Below are 22,189 nucleotides of genomic sequence, written 5' to 3' on the forward strand. Positions count from 1 at the left end.
CCTTACTTTGTCTTTTTGGTATTGTATCTGTTCATTGCAGTATCGTACTGACCGTCCACCATAAGCTTTATCGCTTCTATGGCATCGGATGCCGCCTCATCCAGCAGTTTCTTGTCTGTATCACTGAATCTTCCAAGTACATGATCAGCCAGATCCATCCTCGCAGGCTTTTCACCTACTCCCACCTTGACTCTCGGAAAATCGGATGTTCCCATATGTGCAATCAATGACTTGATACCGTTGTGACCGCCTGCACTTCCCTTTAATCTGATACGCAAATTTCCGGGCTCCAGGTTTATATCATCATAAACCACTATGACATCTGCCGCCTCTATCTTAAAATAATCCATAAAGGCTCTCACAGATTCTCCGCTATTGTTCATATAAGTCTGCGGCTCTAAAATAATTGCCTTTTCATTCCCTATTCTGACCTTTGCAAAAAGTCCCTTATATTTTCTTTCGGATATATCCTCGCCAAGCTCATATGCAAGTTTTTCCACAACATAAAAACCCGCATTATGTCTGGTATTTACATACTCTCTTCCGGGATTCCCCAAACCAACTATTAACTTCATTTTACTTTCTTTTCTATCTTTATCAAATAATCTCTTTAGTATACCAAGTAATGCCATTGTAAAATTATATATCCAAACTATAAAGCTTTCCCCTGATATTGCCGGATACTTTTATATCACTGTAATTTGACGGATACATTCTTGTAGACATCACCTGTTTGCCGTCATTTACAAACACTTCCACTGAACTTGCATCAATCATAAGTCGTATATTTTCTATACTCTTGGTTCTTAAAAATCTTTTATCTCTGCCATATCCGTTTGCAATAAATGAAAGCTCCAAGTCTCCTCTATTTGCATCAAAATCAAGCTTTAGAGTATCAAATATTTCTATCTCAAACTTATCACCGAAGTTTTGAAGTTCCAGATCAAATGTTCTTTTCTCATCCGAAACCTTATAAGAAGTATTTTCTTCGTTATACTCAAACTCAAACTTTCTTAGATTCTCCAGCTCCTTAACAGGCTTCATATACAATGTATTACCGGCAAAGTCCAATTCTCTGAATACACTCATACAATGTTGATATCCGTATTCAACAGTAGGATTTGTATACTTTGCATCAGGCATACCCATCCATCCAAGTAAAAGTCTTCTACCCTCATGTACAAATGTCTGTGGTGCATAAAAGTCAAATCCGAAGTCGGCTTCCTTATACTCCGTTATAAAGCCGTTTGTTCTGAAATCACCTTCTATAATAAAGTATCCGCAGGAGTAAATATTTTGGAATTCATATTTTCCACCCTCAAGTCCCTGTGGACATGCCATAAGTATCCACTGTCCGTTTATCTCAAAAAGATCCGGACATTCCCACATATATCCTATTCTTGCCATAGTTTCAAAGGTACGGATATGCTTCCAGTTATCGAGATCCTCCGATTCAAAAACCAACACCTCTCCCTTATCTTCCATAGTTCTGGCACCGATTACCATATAGTATTTGCCCTCGTATTCAAATACCTTGGGATCTCTGACATGCAAAGACAGTCCTTCCGGATAATCCTTATTGTACATAACGACTTTACCGGAGTCTGGCTTTATTCCGTCTGAACTTGTCACATGAACTGTATTACTCTCTCTACCTGCATATATATAGTCAAAATCTCCGTCTTTTTTCACATTTCCGGTATAGAAAATATGCATGGTATCATCCTTTATAAGAGCAGAGCCTGAATATGCACCGCTTTTATCATACTCATGTTCCGGTGAAAGGAATATCGGTGCCTCTTCCCAGTGTAACAAATCCTTTGACTTTAGATGTGCCCAGTATTTATTTCCACCATTCGGCTCATAAGCATACTGATAAAACACATGGTAATATCCTTTAAAAAAGCAAAGTCCGTTAGGATCGTTCAGCCAACCGCTCTTTGGCTCTATATGATATTTTTGTCTCCAATTATTCATTTTATTTCCTATCTATTGATTATCACTTACCTGTCTGTTACTGATTTCAAGAAGCTTGGTTCTCATTTCATTTTCTATATTCCTTAGCTCGGCTTCCGCTTCTTTCCTCTTTTTTCTACCCTCATCCTGTATCTTTATAACTTCATCAAATGTGGAAATAAGAGTTTTATTTGTGCTCTTTAATGTCTCTATATCTATTATTCCACGCTCCGATTCTTTGGCTGTTTCTATGGTGGCGGCCTTTAAGCTTTCGGCATTCTTCTTTAAAAGCTCATTGGTCATATCGGATACCGCCTTTTGTGCCTTTGCGGCATCGGTGGAATGCTTTAATCCTATAGCAATTACCATCTGATTTTTCCAAAGAGGAATTGTGTTTACAATAGTTGACTGTATCTTATCAGACATCATGGAATCATTGTTTTGAATAAGTCTTATCTGAGGTGCCATCTGTAATGATACTGTCTTTGTAAGTTCCAAATCATGTATCTTCTTTTCAAAACGATTTATCATTTGTGAAAAATCTTTAGCTTTTTGTGTGTCCTCAGGCAATCCGCTTTCATCAGCTTTTTTGATAAGTTCCGGCAATTCTATATTGTTTGCTCTCTCAAGTCTTTTTTTACCTGCCATAATATACATTGACAGTTCTTTGTGGTAGTTCATATTGAGCTCATACATCTTATCAAGCATCAAAACATCTTTCATCAAAGTTACTTGATGATCCTCTAAAGCTTTTGAAATATTATTGACATTGACCTCTACCTTGTCATACTTAGCCTTCATATTTGCAAGCTTATTTCCGCTCTTTTTAAACAGTCCGAAGAATCCCTTGTCCTCTTCATCAATCTCCAAAGAACGAATCTCACCTACCACTCCGGCAAGCATATCGCCTATCTCACCGAGATCTTTTGTCTTAACTCTCTCAAGTGCATTCTCTGAAAATTCCGCAATCTTTTTTTGACTTCCGACTCCATATGTAAGTACAGCCTGTGAATTGCTGATATCTATTTTGGAAGAAAACTCCTCTACAAGTCTTTCTTCTTCAGGGGAGAGTTTTATCTGAGGCGCACTCTCAGGCTTTGCAGTCTCCACTACAGCGGTTTCAGGTGCCTTCTCTTCAATGTCAAATGTCAGACTTGGACCTTCCTTTAACATATCATCCAGTGAATCCATATTTATTTCATTGTTCTTTAATTCATTATCATTCATAGTCTCACCTCTCATCTTCTTCCATTCCGCCGCCTATCAATCCTTCCTTTGCAAGCATAACTTTTAATAATGCCGCATCGGTGTCCGCATCAAATGCGGTATCCTTAAAAAGACGGTTTTGGAATTCACCACAAGCTTCATTTATAGAATCTATTGTTAATTCAATCTCTTTTTTAGTATTCAAAATATCACTGTCCGGTGAAATAACATTGTCAAAATCGGAATATGTCTTTATGAGCTTTACAGTTGTAGGTAAATAATACTTCATAAGCTTATAAAGCTTCTCTGTTTCCTTAGGTTCCTTTTCCACCCTGTCAAATATTGCAGTAAGTATAGTCTCAAGCTTTGTAAGCTTGGATGACATAGGCTCCTTTGTTATTCCAAGATGCAACTCTTTAATGGATATAATATACTCCCTGCCCTCGGATATAAGGCTTCCGTCTTTAATATCAACCTTTTTCTCAATGATATCATTCTTTCTTTGTTCCGATTTTCTTTGCTCCTCCAACGCCAAATAGCCCTTATATACATCATGACTTAACATAAAGCATTTATTTTCTTTATCCAGATGGCCCTGTGTGAAAATCTTTTTGTCTATCATTTTCTTTAAGTTTTTTGCCACAATTTCAGGACTTTCATTTGAAATCGCAGCAATATCTTCTATATTCATATAAGTCCTATTATTCATTATACGATAATATCTGTCCGCCTTTTCAACAAGACTAAGATCACTGATTGCCGGAAATGCAAGAAATGCTCCTATTCCGAAAAAAGGTATAAGCGCAATCATCGGCACAACCCATCCGGTAAATGAAATAGGAAGTACGGTCAGTGTAAGTACAAATATCGGAATACCGAAAAATATCATCATAGGTATTCCCACAAACATCCTTATCAACAGATCCGATCTGTTGGTTCTCAGATAAATCTTTGCAGTATTCCTTTTATTAACATTGCTCTTTACACTTACTTTATTCTTTTCAAAATTTTCCTTTGTATGTGTATCTACTTCCCTAAGGCTCTCAACAACATTGTCCGCAAATTTCTTTGCATTATTTCCTATATCCGTATCATCAAAAATATGATCTATATAACCTCTGATACCATTCCAGTCTTTTTTTTCCTGCATACTCAACCTTCACCTCGTCTGTATTTTATTGGTAAACTTCTGAATATATTCACGTTTTTATTATCCCACATATTTATCCGGTTATCAATATTAAAGACATTTTACCCCACAAGTGTCACTTCATCCATACAGGCTTTCTTTTATATAAGATACTTTTTGCTTAATTCTTTTTGAACTCTCTGACCTTTTTAAAAGTTTTGAAGAAATAAAATGTTATATTTTAACAAATAATATCTATGAATAATGTAAATTATATTCATTGATAATCTAAGTTTTTAGGTTTATAATATCTATGAATAATAAAATTTATATTCATAGTGCTGTTACTATAAAGGAGGAGTATGGGAAGGGCATTCAGTGAAGAGGAAAAGGAAAAAATAAAAGAAGCTGTTATGGAAACTGCTCTTGAACTGTTTCATGATAATGGCACAAAGTCACTTAGTATTTCAGTTTTAACAAAAAGAGTCGGTATTGCACAGGGAAGTTTTTATAATTTTTGGAAGGATAAGGATTCTCTTATCATTGACCTGGCGGCATATAGATCAAGGCAAAAACTAAAAGCTCTTAAAAAGATCTTTTCAAGTTCACTTGATGATCCTATAGGCTTTTTAACTGAGGTCATCTATAAATACTCTCTTGATTTGATGATAAAGATAAAAACACAGCCTATGTATGAGGAAGCCTTTAAAATACTTAAGGTTAAAAAAGCTGATGAAGTAAATCAAATAGAAAGGCTCTATGGAGAGTTTTTGCAAAAACTTGTATCTTACTGGAAAGAAAATAAAGCTATAAAATCTGCTGATGAAAAAGGTCTTTCCAATGCCTTTATAGGCAGCTTCTTATTTTGTTCAGAACACCATCTCTTTGATGAGAAATATTTTGAAGATGTACTTGAAACGTATATATCAGGAATAGTCAAAAAGTATATTGATCTGTGATATTTATAAAAACAATAATAGCTTTAAAGCTTTGTATATTTTGTGCAATAGCTAAACTCATTTATTTAAATGAAACAAGGGGGAGATATGATACTTGATTTTATTGATATTAAAAAAGAAGATGTATCACTTGCCGGAGGAAAGGGAGCAAATCTTGGAGAGCTTGTCTCTGCCAATATAAATGTTCCAAAAGGCTTTGTAATTGCCGCAGATTCCTATAAAGCTTTCCTTAAAGAAAACGGCATAGAAGAAATTATTAGAAATAAGCTAAGAGAAGTATCGGGTGATGAAGGGCAACTTTTAAAAGCTGCTGACTACTTTCGTGAGCTTATAAGGTCAGGGGATTTTTCCACTGAAACAAAAAAACTTATAGCGGATAAATATAAGAGTATTGGTGAAAATATAAGAGTTGCCGTTCGTTCCTCCGCCACTGCAGAGGATCTACCTGATGCCAGCTTTGCCGGGCAGCAGGAAACTTATTTAAATGTAGTGGGCATAGATAATGTTCTATTACAGATTCGAAACTGCTATGCCTCTCTATGGTGTCCCAGAGCGGTAAGTTACAGATTTCATCAGGGCTATGATCAAACTGCTGTAGCTATTGCGGTAGTGGTACAAAAAATGGTTGAGAGCGAAAGGGCCGGAGTTTTATTTACTGTAAATCCACTAAGCCAAAACACAAATGAAATTCAGATAAATGCAAGCTATGGTTTGGGAGAAAGCGTTGTAAGCGGCAGAGTAACTCCGGACAGCTATATTGCCGACAAAAGCGGCAGACTTCTTGAAACAACCATAGGCTCTAAGAAAACAAAGATAGTATATGGAAGCGAAGATACTGTAGAGATAGCTGTAGATGAAGAGGAACAAAAAAAGAGAGTTTTAGATGATAATGAAATATCGGAGCTTGTAAACTGCGGACTAAAAATAGAAAAGCATTATGGTATGCCTATGGATATTGAGTGGGCTATTAAAGACAGTAATATCTATATTTTACAGGCAAGGGCTATAACCACATTAAAAAAAGATACCGGTGAGGATGCTCTTATAAAAAATTACATAAAGGGTACAAAGCCAACTAAGAGTATGCGTAAAAAACTGGCATTTCAACTTGAAAAAATGCCCTTTGCCTACAGAGTTTTGGATTATGATTTTATAATGGCAATCAATGATCAAATGTCAAAAATATTTGCAGAAGGCGGAATAGTCTTTGACTCGGATCCACAGATTGATAATGACGGCATACAGACTCTTCCAAAGGGCAAAAAGGGTATAAACAAAAATATTTTCCATTTCTTTAAGATACTGAAGCAAATCAAAGACTTTGATTCCTGCGCTGCTATATGTAAGAAATTTATGTGCAAATATAAAGAAGAGATTTCAATGCTTAAGGCCAAAGACTTTGAAAATATGAGTCTTCACGAATGTAGAGATTTTTTAGAGTACAGCTATAAACTTACCAAAGATCTTACCTATGACAGATTCAAATATGCCCTCTTTCCGACAATGCTCGTATTTGATAAATACACTAAATTACTTCAAAGGATAAACCCAAAATATACCGCCTTTGACCTTTATAAAAATCTGAATAATAAAACCGCAACTGTAGACACTGATATATCTGATATGGCAAAGGAGATATCAAAACATAGCAAATTAAACGAAGCCATACTTTCCGGTGAAAGCTATAAAAACTTATATACTAAGTTTGATGATTTCAAAACAATGGCGGATAGATTTTTACAAAACAACGGCTTTAAATCCGACTATAACTGCTACTGTCTGGAAGCAAAGACCTTTATTGAAGATCCTGACAGACTCATAAATATTTTAAAACCGATACTGTCTTCAGCTTCTGAGCAAAACAAAAGTTCAGAAAGCTTTGATGATTTAATGAAGGGGTTAGAAGTTGTTTCCGGCAGAAAATATAAGTCTATAAAAGCTGATATACAAAACTTCAGATACTTCCATATAGTTCGTGAAGAAAGCCAGTATTTATGGGAGAGCTTGTTTTACTATGTCAGAAAATGTGTAACAAGGGCAAACATACTCCTTCTTGAAAATCAAGATTATAAAACCGGTATAGCAAATCTTTTCTTTAATGAACTGATAAAAGCTATGCATAGAGGATATCTTAATAAATCCGACCTTGAAAATATCAAAAACAGAAACGAAAAATTTCCACTCTCTATAAAGGTCTGGGAAGCATCCAAGCTTCTTGTATTTGAAACAGAGGGCGATATTTTAAAGGGTGTTAGCGGAAGCTTTGGCAAGGCAGTAGGAAAAGCCTGTATTATTCACAGTCCGAATGAGTTTTATAAAATGCAAAAAGGTGATATTTTGGTATGTCATCTGACAGATCCCGAATGGACTCCGCTTTTTAAACTGGCAAGTGCAGTGGTTGCTGATACCGGAGCGGCTCTAAGTCACGCTGCGATAGTTGCAAGAGAATATGCTATTCCGGCAGTACTTGGAGTAGGCTTTGCAACAACAAAATATAAGGATGGTGATATGCTTCAAGTAGACGGTGATGAAGGAACAGTACGAGGTTTATGATATGAATAAAGAAATGAAAAGAAAGACAATTTTAAATGACGCTCTTCTTCCACTACTTATAAAAACCTCCATTCCCACTATTATCGGTATGCTGGTAATGGTCATTTACAATCTTACAGATACCTTCTTTGTAGATATCTTAAACAATAAGTCTATGACCGCCGCAATCGGTATAGTATTCAGCTTTATGAGTTTTATACAGGCACTTGGATTTTGGTTCGGTTATGGAAGCGGCAATATAATGTCAAAAAAAATCGGAGAGCAAAATGATAAAGAGGCTAAAAATATGGCTTCCATAGGGATATTCTTTGCAGTATCAACCGGATTAATTATCGCCTTTTTATCACTGATTTTTATTATTCCTCTCTCAAAGTTTTTAGGTGGCAATGCTTCAAATGATTTATTTGAATTTACTATAGAGTATTTGCGGATAATTATTCTAAGTATACCCTTCGGTATTTATTCGCTTACAATTTATAATCAGCTCAGACTATGCGGAAATGTGAAGGAAGGAATGACCGGACTGCTTTTTGGAATGATCACAAATATGATACTGGATCCTGTAATGATGTTTACTTTAAAACTTGGCTTTATCGGAGCCGGCTATGCCACTCTTACAGGACAGATAGTAGGCTCTTTTGTACTGACATATTTCTCTTTTAAATCAGGAAATATAGCTTTTAATTTAAACTTTAATAAAGAGAGAATATATCATATCCTGGCCGGCGGTATGCCGAATTTTTCCAGACAGTCAATTACAAGTATTGCTCTGATTTTACTAAATATTACTGCTGCAAAATATGGAGATTCCCTTTTGGCGGCTTTGACAGTAAGCTCAAGAATATCAGCAATCGCCTATATGATAATGATAGGCTGGTCTCAAGGCTTTCAGCCAATCTGTGCAATGAATTACGGAGCAAAGCAATATACAAGAGTAAAAGATGCTTTTAAACTTACAGCCACAATCGGCAGCATATTTCTGATTTTTTCTGCAATCCTTTTATATATCTTTTCATCTGAACTTGTTAAGACGATGACCTCCTATATTGAGGTTATATCTATAAGTGTGCAGATTTTACGTATGCAATGTATAACTATGCCCTTTGTAGGCTTCTTTGCAGTAAGCAGTATGCTTTTACAAAATATAGGAAAATACCTTATGGCTTCCATACTATCCGTTTCTCGCCAAGGAATATTTTTTATACCCCTGCTTTATATTTTATCCGCCTTATTCTCCCAATATGGAATATATCTGTTGCAACCCATTGCAGATGTACTCTCCTTTGCTTTAGCTGTTTTTATGGTAAGAAGTGTTTGGAAATCTTTTGTTAAAATATAAGACAAAGAAAAGACTATATAATTGAATAAAAGTTAATTATATGAGAAAATAAGTGTGTATGAATATTTTAGTGGTTGAAGATGAAGTACTGCTTGCTTCATCTCTTAAAGAAATTTTAGAAGAATGCGGACATACTGTTATCTGTGCCTATGACGGTATGGAAGGTCTTGAACTTGCAAGATCCTCACATTTTGATCTGCTTGTACTTGACTTAATGCTACCTAAGTTGAACGGTTTTGAGGTGGCAAGAACTCTCAGGAAAGAAAAAAATGGACTTCCTATTTTGATATTAACAGCCAAATCAGATATCCTTGACAGGGTGGAAGGACTTGATTCGGGTGCAGACTATTATCTTACAAAACCTTTTGACAGAAGGGAGTTATTAGCCTGTGTAAACGCTCTACTTCGCAGGCAGGGCAAGGAAGTAAATCAAATAAGCTTTGGCAATACATCTTTGGATATAGATTCATCCGAACTTATCTCCGGTGATAATTCCATTCGCCTCTCCTCCAAGGAGTTTCAAATGATGAGACTACTTTTAAAGGAAGGCAAAAACAATATTTCAAAAAATCTGTTCCTTGAAAAAATCTGGGGGTATGACAGTGATGCTACAGAAAACAATGTGGAGGTATATATCGGATTTTTAAGAAAAAAGCTTAAGACATTGTCATCGGATATATCAATCGTGGCCAGCAGAGGGCTCGGATATCATTTGGAAGTAAGAGGTGATGAATGATTGAGAAATTACAAAAAAAACTTACATTACTTTTATCTTCCGTAAGTATTTTTTTGCTTGTATTTATGCTTGTTTTCCCTTTTCTTTTCAACAAAAACAGTATTTACAGAGATATGAGATCCACACTTTCTGAAGCTATAAATACACCAATGTATCAGGATTCCACATCCGGCTCCTATGCACTTTTTCAAATGATGTTTGACTCTGACGGAAATATCATAGATACAAATGGAGCTGACTTTTTTCTTGATAGCGAAATAAAACAGGATTTAATATCAGATGCATTAAACAAAGTAAATAGAAATTCAAACAGGTTTTATTCATCAATGAATGGTGGAAAACTTCAATATATCTGCGAAGTCAAAGCTCCACCGGATCGCTTTGATGATGAAGAATGGCGACCTCATAATAAAACAGATAAATCCGATACAAGTATAGACTCTTCAGAGAATAAATCAATGCCGTCTAATTTTACCGGACCGCCCACTTTGTATCGAATTGCAGTAACCGACTTCAGTGCTGAAATAAAAAATTTAAACAATCTTTTGATTTTACTTATACTGCTGTTCTTTGTGCTCTCTACTGTGATTATACTTTTTTCAAAATACTTTGTTAAAAAGAGTATAAGACCTGTAAGTGATGCCATTACTTCACAACGCCAATTTATTTCAGATGCATCACATGAGCTTAAAACTCCTCTCACCGTTATAATAAATAATGTGGGAAATATTCAAAAAGCAATATCAAAGAATTCTATTCAATTAGAAAATATGGAATTGCTGAAGAAAAATATTAACGGCATTGATGAGATGAGTGAAAGGATGAAACATTTGACACAGAACTTGCTTGACTTAAGTCGCCTTGAAAACTGGCAGGACAGAAAAGAGCAAATGGAAAAAATAGTTTTATCAGATATTTCAACCAAAGAATGTCTGTATTTTGAACCCGTATTTTTTGAAAATAATAAAGAACTTGATTACAATATAGAGGATAATATTTCTATTTTGGGAGATGCGAATAAGATAAGAGATCTTATCTCGATACTTTTAGAAAATGCTATGAAATACTCACTTTCACACACCACACTTACTTTAAATAAGAGAAAAAAGGATATTGTTTTATCTGTTGAAAATGACGTGGAAAAAGAACTTTCAAAAGAGGATACCGTCAATATATTCAAGCGTTTCTACAGACTTGATGAATCTCACTCCGGTAGTGGCTATGGACTCGGTCTTCCTATCGCAAAGGAAATAGTGCTTATGCATAAGGGAGAAATTAAGGTCGTAAGTAAGGATAAGAAAGTATTCTTTGAGATTTATTTTCATATATAATTTTAACTAAGTAATTAGGAGGATATAGCAAATATTATATCCTCCTATATATTTAATAAAACCGGGTAATTTTGTATCTTCTACTTAACATGCTTCTCAAATTTGTCTACACTCATTTTTGCTCGCTTAGCAGCCTCATCAACACTCAATATACCATCCTTTACAAGTGATACCAAAGTACTTACAATTCCACTTTCTCTGGCTTTATCAAGCTCTAATACATCTACTTCTTTTCTTAAATCCTCATATAATTCCTTTAATGCTTCTGTCATACCTTCTCCTTTCTCTACATATTTAAGTCGATATTTCATATTTGAGGTAATTGGAAACTTTTCGCTATAAAAATCACTTTTTGTAAAAACCTTCATAAGCTCTGACAAAGAACTTCCATCATTAATATTGGCACTGATATATTTTTCTTCAAGTCCATTATCCAATTTTATGTTAATTCCGTCAATACTCCTCTTTACTGTATACATACTCTTATTTGCTTTAAATTGTCTTCATGTTGTAGTATTTACCTATATCTTTACTGTATGCTCTTGTTTTACGTTTTTCATGATCCTGCATTTTTATATAACTGTCTGTAAGCGTTAAGCTAAGTACACATAGAGCAAAAAAGTCATAGAACTAGAACTTATCATTCTAATCCTATGACTTTTTATTTTTACAACTCTCAGGAATCTCATCTGACCAAGGTACTAGGCTTGAAGCGTCTCTACCTGACTGTATGATATCAAAAACAAATGTAAGATATTTTTGTGGTATCAGGTTATTAAGTATTGCACTTTGAATTATACTATATATCATTGTTGAGGCATTAGCTCCGTTAGGTGTATTCGCAAATAGCCAATTAGACCTACCTATAACAAATGGCTTCACACTTTGCTCAGCAAGATTATTACTTAATTGTATTCTTCCATCTTTTAAAAAGTTCTCCAAGTACTCTTTTTGGTTTATGACATAAGTAATAACCTTCCCTATTAAACTTTTAGAAAGGATTTTTGATTCTATTTGTGAAATCCAGCTATAAAGCTCATCTAATACTTGCTTAGATTTGGTTTGTCGCATCTCTAAGTGTTCTCTCAATGAAAGCTCAACTTCATCAGCTTTAGTTTCCAGTTGAAATAACTTTCTAAGATAAGTCTCTCCTTGTTTTGCATATTCATTACTCTTATTAATCTCATATGCCTCATGGAACTTTCTCTTCGCATGTACAAGGTAACCACATAGCATCTTTCCTACCAACTTTTTATATCCCACATAACCATCACAATGAAGGTATGTTCCATTCCAATCAGCAAGAAATTCCTTGGCATAATCCCCACTTCGTCCAAGTGTATATTCATATACTACTGCAGGATGTGTGTTATAGTGACTTGTCCTATATACCCACACATAAGATTTACTGCCCGCCTCTTTCCCCGGCTCGTGTAGTACCTCCAATACCGTTTCGTCTGCATGGAGTAGTGTCTCATTTAGTAGACTAAGCTTTATCTGCTCATATATAGGCTTTAGAATATTAGCTCCCTTTATGATCCAGTTGGAAAGGTTTTGTCTTGAGATCTCAAATCCCAGCATTTTAAACTCTTGCTCCATTCTGTATAGTGGTAGTGCAAGAGTGTACTTTTGATTCATTATATAAGACATAAAGCTTGGTGATACTACACTCTTTTTAATAAGAGCTTTAGGATGAGGTGCTATCTTTATAAAGCCACTCTCCCCATTCTTGTCACAGTTTATACAACTATAAACATAAGTCACATGCTCTATAACCTTAACCTCAGCAGGTACTATCACCAGTTCTTTTCTTATTTCTTTCTTCATAACAGTAAGAGGTCTATGGCAGTTATCACATATCTGTTCTCTGTCATCTAATTTATATTCAACTACCTCAACAGGAATGTCATTAAACTTGCTTCCCCCTTTAGCTTTTCTTCTTTTATGCTCCGGTATAATCCTTTCTTGTGGCGACTCACCTTGAATTGGCTCTCTAAATGTTTCAGCCTCATTAAAGACATCAAAAAGAGAAAGTTGTCCATCAATAGCTTTTTCGCTTGATTTACCAAGTTTCTCTCTTGCTTTTAATTTCAGTTGTTCCATATACCAATTATTTAATTTCTTTAGCTTAGCAATCTGTTCACTCTTTTCATTTTTTACTTTTTCTAAAGTCTCAATCTCTTGGTCTTTTTCATTTTTAGCTTTTTCTAAAGTCTCAATCTCTTGGTCTTTTTTCTGTAAGATAGCCTTAAGTCCGGAAATTTCTGCTTGCAATTCATCTATAGTTTTCATTTTACCAGACCTCCAAATCTCAAATATTTATGTAGAGATTATATTATAAAATCTATGATGAATCCAGCTAAATCAACACTTTTTAAAGACTTCACTACGCTTGATTTTTTGTTTTATTCCAGGTGCCATTATTATATTTTTCAAGTCATCTATTAATAAATCCATAGTGATTTCTGTATCACTTTGTGACGGCCAAACTACATGTCCTTTTTCTATTCTTTTAAAATGAATTCAAAATCCATTATCTTCCCATACAAGAAGCTTTATCCTATCTCTTGAATTATTACAAAAAGCAAATATAATCTTATCTCTTGGATCAAGCTTAAAATTGCTATAAACAATTTCAGCCAATCTATTTATGCTTTTCCTCATATCTGTAGCACCACAAGAGAGAATTACACGATGATTATCATAGTTAAACATTTATTGCATTCACCACCTTAATTAGTCTTGCTAATAATTCAAGATCTGTAGAACCATCAATTAAGATGTTGATAGCACCTATCTCTATTTTTATGGCCTTGCTAGGGTGTGGTGTTTTGATCTCAATAAATTTAACATCCTTAGAGTGCTTTGATTTCTTATCATGTTTACTCACCCACCATGTGACTGTTGAAATAGGTAATCCATTCTTCCTAGCCCAGCTTGTGATACTTAATCCACTATTTTTAAACTCCTCAATCAATCGATCCTTTTCTTCTTTAGGATATTTAGCCATAGGCACCTCCATATATTTAGTATGAAGCTATTTTATAGTAGAAGTGTATTTATGGGGAGGTGTACTTGAATTGACGCTTACATCCAAACAATCTGAAAGAAACAGTAGAAAATATCCTTGTTTTGAATTACAAAATTATTGTGTAAAGTTTTCATTGCAAGTTAATTATACCACAAAAATAGGACCTTTCGCATGAACGAATAGTCCTATTTCTTTTAGGGACTCGTTTCACAGCCCCTTTTCTATACTCTTTTTGTCATATAATACTTAGGATAAAAATCCTTGAACTTATTTGTGAATGCGACAAACACCGCAGGCAGTACCGAGTTTACGGCACCTGTAAATGCACCGAAGCTTGAAGTAAGTAAAAAATATGTCCATATAGGTGTAAGAAGATAGAGTACGGCAAAATATCCCGTAATAATCCGATTTGTCCTTAGAAAAAGCTTGTTTTCCAAAGGATTTTTTACGGAAAATTCGTTTAACGAGTAATAGGCGGTTAAAGGAACACGTAGGAAGAGCGTTACGAACCAAAGTACTCCGAACAATAAATAAGACAAAGGAACCAGTATTGTCGTGTCATATCCCAAAACGGACAGGAGACTCAAAAGATTTATCATAACTATACTTATATATTCGAAAATCACAGGCTTGTACTTTAAATACATAAAAGGAAGTATACTGCATGCCAGAATACTTATAAAGCCCCCTACGGTAGGGTTTATGGAAATCAATGTCCATGCGATTATCCAAGGGAAAAGAAGCAGGTTCATATTGCTTTTTTTGGAGTGTTCATCATTTCCCGATTTTTCGTTTTTATTTTGTGTCGTACCTATACCGAAGTATTTATCCCAGTTCATCATAAATGTGAAATCACCGTCTACTCTATACTTATGCTCCATAAGAGCCTCTTCTCCGCTTATTTCACCCCTGCTTATTTGTTGCCATACCGAAAAAGGAGTTTCTATTTTTGTAGTAAAGTTAAGGAAGTTTTCATTAAGGATCTTAAAACCGTCTTTGCCGAGTATTATTTGGTAATGTTTATCTATATCAGTGTAGAAAAGTTCCAGTATTTTGTCGCTACCGTCCCATGAACTTTTGTTGTAAAGACATGCCATTTGCTTTGTGAAAACGAGACTTTCATCATCTTTTGCCAAAGGAATATTAAAACTTTGTATATCAGAATCGGGGTTTTCCGTCGGGAGTTCTATACCCCAGCTTGCATCAGCCATTTGCTCAAATATTTCTCTGGGAAGCAAGACTGTGTTTAATATATTTACGGTATCTTCCTTGATACCTCCTGAAATAAACTCTTTTCCTGCTTTTTTTACCTGCTCAAGGTAAGGTTCCGTCAATGAACGAAGCTCCTCAACTCTGAAAAGTTCACCCTGTGCACAAAATATACTCGTATAGTTATTTTCGCCGAAAATCCTGTCAAATTGTGTCGTTACCGCCGAATAGTTGTTTTCGGTAGTATAGAAACCGCAGGTGGATATAAGCACATTTTTTTGATGTAAATCGTCGTATCTGTGCGGATGGGAGCCGCCGTGAGCATTTTTGTTCATAAAAGGCAGGCTTAAGGGGAGCTGCCTGTCGAGGAAAGCTTTTACTCTCGAAGGAAGTCCGAAGTAATACAGAGGGAAGCTCCAGACAATAATATCGGCTGTTTTGATTTTTTCCAGACAGTCTCCCATATCATCTTTTATACAGCAGACACCGGGAGTATCCCTCCAGCAGACGAAGCAACCCCTGCAATCCTTTATATTAAGTCTTGCGAGGTCTAAAATTTCTAAATTTGCCGAAGTCTGCTCGCATATTCCGTCGCAGAAGGCCTTTGAAAGTTTGAAGGTGTTGCTTTTATCGCCTTTAGGGCTTGCATTTATAAGAAGTATATTCATATATTTATTTTCCTCTCTTGAAATTTTCCAATTTTTCTATACAGTCCCCCGCCCATTCTATACAAAACTTTGTTTGTCGAAGTCCGTAATCTGCCGTAAATTCCCAGTACAAAGCCTGTAGTGGTTCGACAAAGCCCCTATTTGCATCTATAGCGGTGGGAACTTTATTCATGCTGTTTATGTAGGCGTTACAGTCATCTATAAATCGTTTAAGCATAGCGATGCTTTGGTCAATGTCCGAAGAGCCGGAAAAGAACACCTTCATCAGGAAAGCGTTTTTGTTTTTGCTTACATCTTCTGAGTCGGATGCAAGCCATCTTAAAAATTCTTTTTTTCCCTCATCTGTAATATGATAGAGTTTTTTGTTGGGCTTATCCTGTTGAACTATATATTCGCAGCTCACAAATTCTTTTTTTTCAAGCTTATTAAGTTCGAAATATATGTGATTGGCTCCGGCATACCAGAAAAATTTTATTGAAGAGTCAAAAAGCTTAGCCAAATCATAGCCTGTCATACTGCTGTAGGATAAGAAGCCCAGTATTCCGTGTGATAAAGACATAGTGTAAATACCTCTCTTTTAACTTAATCCAATTTTATTATATTCCAATTTTAGAATATATCAATATATGATGATTAAATTTTTTAGTATTATCTTTTTGCTTCCCTATAGTATAATAGACCCGAAAATCAATTTATTGCGGGGGAAATTTTATGCATTCAATAAGTGTACTTATGAAGCCCTCGTCCGGAATGTGCAATATGCATTGTGATTATTGCTTTTATACGGATGAGACTAAAAACAGGCAGGAAGCTTCATACGGCTTTATGTCGGATGCGACATTGAAAAATATTATAAGAAAAACAATATCAAAAGCCGATTTGATAAGTTATGTATATCAGGGGGGAGCCCTTACTGAGAGGATTGAAATTTTTTGAGCAGGCGATAAAATATCAAAAACAATATGTGAGGGAAAACACGAAGGTTTGCAATTCTTTGCAGACGAACGGATATATGCTTGATGAAGAGTGGTGTCGCTTTTTTTCGGAAAACAATTTTTTATTGGGGATTTCTCTTGACGGAATAAAGCTTACTCATGATAAATTCAGACACACAAAAACCGGAGAGGGAAGCTACGATAAGATAAAGAAGAATATAGTATCAAAATTACAAATATATATCATACAGCTATCCGGTATACTGTTAAAATCAGTTCCCTTCTCCACTAAATTAGTAGTCAAAACACTGCTATAGTACCTTACTCTCCTTTGATGATTTATATCATTTAAGTTTTGTACTTCAATATCAACTCTTTTTCCATTCTTTAACAAACAATAGGCATCTAATATGATAGATTTCCTATCTATGTTTGTTATAGCATTTTGTGAATGATTTTCTATCACTTCCAATTCAGAGTCTTGCATAAACTCTCTTAAAATCTCTTCACAAAACTCTTTGCTTTCTGATAATTTTCTAAATACCAAATCGTCAATTGGATTTAATTCCGAGATAACCTTTCGAACCCTTTCTATAGATATTTTAGAACTTTTCATAACGCTCCTTATAAAGAATATTTTAGATAAAAAGAAAAACCATGTTTGTTATTCCATATTATTGCATTTTAATATTTTATACAACAAAATATTTTTATTAATAAAAAAGGTGCAGATTCAAAATCCATCGAATCTGCACCTTTTTTCTAAGCGTCGCTTTCACAATCTTTTCTTGCTATTTCACCTGCCAGAAATACGGCTGCCATAATACAAAATATACTTCCTATTATTAAGTAAACTATTTCAAAAGTTCCGCTCGTTCCATATATCTCCAATATACCTTTGTATATTGAACCTGCACTAAGAGTTGCTATGCCACATTTCCAAGGCAAGGTGACATTATCCGAAACTGTTCTTTTTAAAATAAGATTATTTAAAAGGCTTGGTATAAAAAGTCCTATAAAAGGTATCAAAAATGCATACATCATATAGCTTGAATATACTCCATGTGAAAAGTACTCATATATCTGCCCGAAGATAAATACAAATACTGAAATTCCAAGATAAATCAATGATTTTTTCATCAGTTTCCACCTCCAATATATACTATATCACTGACAGATCTTTCCTGATTTGAGCGACCGTTTGTAGTAGGATTGTTTATAATTTCTCCCTTAAAAACCATAGTAGAAGAACCTCCCCCGTCAAGATTATAGGCATCAACTACACCAAGTTCTTTCATAAAAGTTGCCATCTCATAAAGACTTAATCCGGCACTCTCGCTTGTTCTTCCGTCTGATACCACAAATACATAGTGATTGTTTCCAAGATATCCTATTGCTGTTCTTGGATTGCTTGCCATTGCCATTCCTACTTCATCATTTTCGCCTACCGATATTTCACCATCCGCTAAAAGTACAGGACCGAATGACAATACCTGATATGCTCCGCTTTGTAAAAGTTCTTCTGCACTTGTTTCATTCTCTGAAACAAACTCAAACTCACCGGTTTTAGTTATAACCAAGGCATCTCTATCTCCGGATGTATTTCTGTAAAGATTTCCGTTTCTTATAACATATCCTGCCTGTCTTGCACCATAGTAATCTCCATTGATTGCAAGAACTGCATTGTTTTCTGCGGCCATATTTGAAGTTGTGTCGGTAATATTTCTTCCGTAAGTATTATTTGCAAGTGCTGTCTTTAAAACAGAAACATCACTTACTGTTACATCAGCCACATAAATATCACTGCCATATGCTCTGTACTGTTTTAATGTAATGCTTGTATTGCTGTATGAATATTCTCCTATAACAGTTCCACCTTCAACAGTCTCTACATTAGTCAATGTAGCACTGCTTGTTTCATTAGTACTTTCTGCTGTAGTACTGCCAGATGTCACATTTGTCTCTGATGTTATATTATTTGTTGTACTTGTTCCTGTATTAAGTTTCTCTTCTATAGCAGCTTCAACACTTTCCCTTATACTGCTATTTGTAGTCTCTGCGACTACATTTGAAGCCATTACACTTTGCATAGGATGCGGTATTACAAATGTATCTAAAAGCGCATATGTACTGAATGAAAATAAGGCTACACCATATAATATACCTAAACCCTTCTTATTTAATTTCTTCATATATTTTACTCCTGTCTATTTTAAAGAAGCAGCATAATTATTCTCTCTTACAATCTCTTTTTTCTTTGCAAAAACCAGATGTCTTTGCACAAAGTATGATACTGTAAATAAAACCACTTCTGTTATTATCTTAGCCAAATATGCATTTATATTTAATGCCTCTACCATTCCTCGAAGAATCAAAGTATTCATTGCAAATATAAGTGCTGCCAGTCCCAAATATGAGATATATTCTACAGCAAAATTTTTCTCATCTTTTTTATTATTTTTAAAAACAAACTTTTTATTTACAAAAAAGTTGAAGTGTAGTGATATAATGCGGGCAATCGCATTTGAAAGTATTATGCTTCCTGAAAGCAAAAAGCATATTGTGTAAAGTAAAAAATCTATAATAAAGGATAAAATAGAACTGCCGCAAAACTTGATGATCTGACTGTATATTCTTGCAGAGTCTTTTATAGTATCAAAGTGACTTTCTTCATTGTCATTGATATATATCGTTTCAATTGTGTATTCTTTCATCCTTATACCTTTTCTTGCAAAATGAAGCAACATATTCATCTCATACTCATATCTCTCTCCTTTTATTTGTAGCAGCTCCGGAATCAAACTTTTATGAAATGCCCTTATTCCGGTTTGAGTATCTTCAATATTTACGCCTGTAGAAATAGAAAATATCTTTTTGGTTATATAATTTCCTATTCTTGATCTGAGAGGGGAATCCTTTGACTGTTCTCTTGATCCAAGTATTAGGCTGTCTTCACTTTCCATTGATTTATCAAGCAGGTATAATGCATCCTTTAATGAATGCTGTCCGTCTGCGTCCAAAGTTATTACTACAAAATCATCCTCTATTTTATTTAAATAAGACAGACCTTCTTTTAGAGCTGCTCCCTTTCCCTGATTTACATAAAAGTGAATGACCTTTGCTCTGCTGTTCTTTTCCAGTTGTGAAAAGAGGGGAAGATATTCTTCCCCTGAACCATCATTCACCACTACTACCTCTATTCCCCTTGCTTCAATGGACTGCACAAAATATATCAAATTTTCATTTGGCTTATATGCCGGTATTAGGGCAAATTTTCTTTTCATTACTTCTCATTTCCGGATGTATCTCCTGTCTTTTGATTGCTTTTTTGCTTATTCTTTTTCTTCTTAGAATCAGTTTTATTTTTACTGCTCTGATTGTTTTCATTCTGTGGCGGCTGACCCATTGGTGGCTGACCTTGATTATTTCCCTGACCTCTTCCCTGGAAGTTGCCATTTGGTCCTCCCTGCGGCGGCTGGCCCTGTGGTGGTTGTCCCTGGTTATTTCCCTGACCTCTTCCCTGGAAGTTTCCATTCATTTCAGGTGGCTGACCTTGTGGTGGTTGGCCCTGGCCATTTCCTCCTCTTCCTTGGAAGTTTCCATTCATCTCAGGTGGTTGACCTTGTGGTCGCTGACCATTTCCGCCCATTCCACCCTGTGGTGGCTGGCCAAAGTTTCCTCCCTGTGAATTTCCTGCAGTAACAGAACCCTCACTATTTCCTACACTTACCTTATAGTTTTTTCCACTTTCAATCTCGGCACTGCTGTATAAAACTGCATTATAGCTCTGTGTCTGATCTGCAGATGTGAAAATCTCCTTTCCGGATTCATCGCTTACCTTAATAGTAGCTCCGGCAGCGGCACTGCTGTCCAGGTAGTAGATAATACTTGACTGGGTTGAATTATTTCCGTTAAATCCCTGGAACATTCCGGAATTACCTGTTGCAAGTATGCTTCCACCTGTAATAGTACCTGTTCCGTCATAATCAATCGGTGCATTCCCACCATCTGAAGGTCCGTCTACAACTATATTTCCACCGGAAATATTTAGATCTCCATTGGAATCTATACCGTCACCGCCGGGAATAATCTTTATATCTCCACCTGAAATATTTATAGCATAGCTGACTTGTGATCCGTCTGTTGAATCTCCGGCTGCATTTATACCGTCATCACTTGAGTTTACCAGTATATTTCCACCTTCAATATTTACTGTAATTCCTTCAAGACCTTCATTTGAAGCCGCTATATTTATTTTTCCGTCTTTAACAGTCAAAGTATTATCAGCATGCAATGCATCATCACCTGCATTTATATTTAACTCTCCATTTTCAAATGTAACATCACCCTTGGAATGTAGTGCATCCTCTACAGTAGTGATATCAAAATTTCCATTCTTTACAACAAGTGTTTTCTTACCGTTAAGTCCATGATGTGAAGCAGTAATACTGTAGTTTCCGCTTTCTACATTCAAATTTGATTTTGAATGTATAGCATCCTCATATCCACCTTCCACTGTAAGCTTACCTGATCCTGTTAAGTTTATATCTCCTTCGCTGTAAACAGCCGCATCATAAGCATTATTTTCACTTGTTGAATTCTCATCCTGAGTATTTGCAGCTCTCATATCGCTTATCTTATTATCACTTCCATCAACCAAGTTGATATTTATATTTCCGCTCTTTCCGACTATTGGTGCATCTGAAGAATTTGATATTGTAAAGTTATCAAGATTTAAGTTTACATCTCCGTCTGCATCTACAACTATCTGTCCTTCATCAAGCTTCCCGCTTAATCGATATGTTCCGGCCTTACTTATTGTAATGACCTTTCCCTCACTGCTTGCTCCGTCTCCGTTTATTGAAACTGTATTATTATCAATACTTATACTTGTTTCATTTCCCTGAGTTTTTTGAGTTTTATTACTGTTTACATTTGCACTTACAGTTGCTGCACTTGCATCCTGTGATGCATTGCATGCTCCTAAGCTAAGCATCAGTCCCATTCCCATCAATGAAAATGCAATATTTTTATTAATCTTCTTATTCTTATCTGTTATCTCTCTTTTCATAAGCTCCTCATTTCTCTTATATTCAAATTATTTTTAAAGGAATGTTTTCCTTTCATGCCCTAAGAA

At 35.3% G+C, this 22,189-nt stretch carries 21 protein-coding genes and 1 pseudogene; 6 read left to right on the forward strand and 16 right to left on the reverse strand.

The window, feature by feature from the left end:
* Positions 1 to 2: 2 nt before the first annotated feature.
* From pth to SBH76_RS09910, 4 genes are read right to left on the reverse strand one after another with little or no spacing between them, the layout of a single operon-like run.
* Positions 3 to 632: an aminoacyl-tRNA hydrolase gene (gene pth, locus SBH76_RS09895; protein ID WP_317977682.1), complete on the reverse strand. Its 630-nt coding sequence runs from the start codon at positions 630 to 632 to the stop codon at positions 3 to 5.
* 7 nt (positions 633 to 639) lie between these two features.
* Entirely contained in the window at positions 640 to 1,977 is a 1,338-nt protein-coding gene (locus SBH76_RS09900; RefSeq protein ID WP_317977683.1) for a glycoside hydrolase family 32 protein, read from the reverse strand.
* A gap of 12 nt (positions 1,978 to 1,989) precedes the next feature.
* Positions 1,990 to 3,183 (reverse strand): toxic anion resistance protein, encoded by a 1,194-nt coding sequence (locus SBH76_RS09905; protein WP_317977684.1) that lies wholly within the window; start codon positions 3,181 to 3,183, stop codon positions 1,990 to 1,992.
* Positions 3,184 to 3,187: 4 nt separating this feature from the next.
* On the reverse strand, positions 3,188 to 4,312 hold the full coding sequence (locus SBH76_RS09910) for a 5-bromo-4-chloroindolyl phosphate hydrolysis family protein (RefSeq protein WP_317977685.1): 1,125 nt from the start codon (positions 4,310 to 4,312) through the stop codon (positions 3,188 to 3,190).
* Positions 4,313 to 4,653: 341 nt separating this feature from the next.
* Between SBH76_RS09910 and SBH76_RS09915 the strand changes: the two genes are divergently transcribed.
* The 5 genes from SBH76_RS09915 to SBH76_RS09935 all read left to right on the forward strand — a co-directional run bounded on the left by SBH76_RS09915 (position 4,654) and on the right by SBH76_RS09935 (position 11,209).
* Positions 4,654 to 5,250: a TetR/AcrR family transcriptional regulator gene (locus tag SBH76_RS09915; protein ID WP_317977686.1), complete on the forward strand. Its 597-nt coding sequence runs from the start codon at positions 4,654 to 4,656 to the stop codon at positions 5,248 to 5,250.
* Between the two features lie 87 nt (positions 5,251 to 5,337).
* Positions 5,338 to 7,803 (forward strand): PEP/pyruvate-binding domain-containing protein, encoded by a 2,466-nt coding sequence (locus SBH76_RS09920; protein WP_317977687.1) that lies wholly within the window; start codon positions 5,338 to 5,340, stop codon positions 7,801 to 7,803.
* 1 nt (position 7,804) lies between these two features.
* The gene (locus tag SBH76_RS09925; RefSeq protein WP_317977688.1) at positions 7,805 to 9,142 is read left to right on the forward strand and encodes an MATE family efflux transporter; all 1,338 of its coding nucleotides are present in this window, start codon (positions 7,805 to 7,807) and stop codon (positions 9,140 to 9,142) included.
* 58 nt (positions 9,143 to 9,200) lie between these two features.
* On the forward strand, positions 9,201 to 9,878 hold the full coding sequence (locus SBH76_RS09930) for a response regulator transcription factor (RefSeq protein ID WP_317977689.1): 678 nt from the start codon (positions 9,201 to 9,203) through the stop codon (positions 9,876 to 9,878).
* Positions 9,875 to 11,209 (forward strand): sensor histidine kinase, encoded by a 1,335-nt coding sequence (locus SBH76_RS09935; RefSeq protein ID WP_317977690.1) that lies wholly within the window; start codon positions 9,875 to 9,877, stop codon positions 11,207 to 11,209. Before SBH76_RS09930 ends, SBH76_RS09935 begins: the two co-directional genes overlap by 4 nt.
* Positions 11,210 to 11,289: 80 nt before the next feature.
* On the opposite strand, the gene SBH76_RS09940 is transcribed toward SBH76_RS09935, so the two are convergent.
* The 7 genes and pseudogenes from SBH76_RS09940 to SBH76_RS09965 form a co-directional block, all read right to left on the reverse strand.
* Positions 11,290 to 11,688 carry a hypothetical protein gene (locus SBH76_RS09940; RefSeq protein ID WP_317977691.1) on the reverse strand — a complete coding sequence of 133 codons (399 nt, stop codon included), beginning with the start codon at positions 11,686 to 11,688 and terminating at the stop codon, positions 11,290 to 11,292.
* Positions 11,689 to 11,860: 172 nt separating this feature from the next.
* On the reverse strand, positions 11,861 to 13,501 hold the full coding sequence (tnpC, locus tag SBH76_RS09945) for an IS66 family transposase (RefSeq protein ID WP_317977692.1): 1,641 nt from the start codon (positions 13,499 to 13,501) through the stop codon (positions 11,861 to 11,863).
* A gap of 231 nt (positions 13,502 to 13,732) precedes the next feature.
* Positions 13,733 to 13,924 (reverse strand): IS66 family insertion sequence element accessory protein TnpB, encoded by a 192-nt coding sequence (gene tnpB, locus SBH76_RS09950; RefSeq protein WP_317977693.1) that lies wholly within the window; start codon positions 13,922 to 13,924, stop codon positions 13,733 to 13,735.
* The gene (gene tnpA / locus SBH76_RS09955) at positions 13,917 to 14,219 is read right to left on the reverse strand and encodes an IS66 family insertion sequence element accessory protein TnpA (RefSeq protein ID WP_317977694.1); all 303 of its coding nucleotides are present in this window, start codon (positions 14,217 to 14,219) and stop codon (positions 13,917 to 13,919) included. Before tnpA ends, tnpB begins: the two co-directional genes overlap by 8 nt.
* A gap of 78 nt (positions 14,220 to 14,297) precedes the next feature.
* A pseudogene (locus SBH76_RS13945) lies at positions 14,298 to 14,374 on the reverse strand (transposase); the annotation flags it as partial.
* 87 nt (positions 14,375 to 14,461) lie between these two features.
* Positions 14,462 to 16,117 (reverse strand): flavodoxin family protein, encoded by a 1,656-nt coding sequence (locus SBH76_RS09960; RefSeq protein WP_317977695.1) that lies wholly within the window; start codon positions 16,115 to 16,117, stop codon positions 14,462 to 14,464.
* A 4-nt stretch (positions 16,118 to 16,121) separates the two neighbouring features.
* Entirely contained in the window at positions 16,122 to 16,676 is a 555-nt protein-coding gene (locus SBH76_RS09965; RefSeq protein ID WP_317977696.1) for a PadR family transcriptional regulator, read from the reverse strand.
* 152 nt (positions 16,677 to 16,828) lie between these two features.
* On the opposite strand from SBH76_RS09965, the gene SBH76_RS09970 reads away from it, so the two are divergent.
* Positions 16,829 to 17,053 carry a hypothetical protein gene (locus tag SBH76_RS09970; RefSeq protein WP_317977697.1) on the forward strand — a complete coding sequence of 75 codons (225 nt, stop codon included), beginning with the start codon at positions 16,829 to 16,831 and terminating at the stop codon, positions 17,051 to 17,053.
* A 195-nt stretch (positions 17,054 to 17,248) separates the two neighbouring features.
* On the opposite strand, the gene SBH76_RS09975 is transcribed toward SBH76_RS09970, so the two are convergent.
* The 5 genes from SBH76_RS09975 to SBH76_RS09995 all read right to left on the reverse strand — a co-directional run bounded on the left by SBH76_RS09975 (position 17,249) and on the right by SBH76_RS09995 (position 22,123).
* Positions 17,249 to 17,668: a PD-(D/E)XK nuclease family transposase gene (locus SBH76_RS09975; protein ID WP_317977698.1), complete on the reverse strand. Its 420-nt coding sequence runs from the start codon at positions 17,666 to 17,668 to the stop codon at positions 17,249 to 17,251.
* A gap of 146 nt (positions 17,669 to 17,814) precedes the next feature.
* Positions 17,815 to 18,192, reverse strand: coding sequence for a hypothetical protein (locus SBH76_RS09980; RefSeq protein WP_317977699.1), 378 nt, complete (start codon positions 18,190 to 18,192; stop codon positions 17,815 to 17,817).
* Complete coding sequence (locus SBH76_RS09985; RefSeq protein WP_317977700.1) at positions 18,192 to 19,244, reverse strand: phosphodiester glycosidase family protein; 1,053 nt, start codon at positions 19,242 to 19,244, stop codon at positions 18,192 to 18,194. Before SBH76_RS09985 ends, SBH76_RS09980 begins: the two co-directional genes overlap by 1 nt.
* 15 nt (positions 19,245 to 19,259) lie before the next feature.
* Positions 19,260 to 20,336 carry a bifunctional glycosyltransferase family 2/GtrA family protein gene (locus tag SBH76_RS09990; protein WP_317977701.1) on the reverse strand — a complete coding sequence of 359 codons (1,077 nt, stop codon included), beginning with the start codon at positions 20,334 to 20,336 and terminating at the stop codon, positions 19,260 to 19,262.
* Entirely contained in the window at positions 20,336 to 22,123 is a 1,788-nt protein-coding gene (locus SBH76_RS09995) for a carbohydrate-binding domain-containing protein (RefSeq protein ID WP_317977702.1), read from the reverse strand. The genes SBH76_RS09990 and SBH76_RS09995 overlap by 1 nt, the downstream gene beginning before the upstream one ends.
* Positions 22,124 to 22,189: the final 66 nt, after the last annotated feature.

The sequence above is a fragment of the Lachnoanaerobaculum sanguinis genome, from assembly GCF_033242365.1.
Lineage (GTDB): Bacteria > Bacillota > Clostridia > Lachnospirales > Lachnospiraceae > Lachnoanaerobaculum > Lachnoanaerobaculum sanguinis.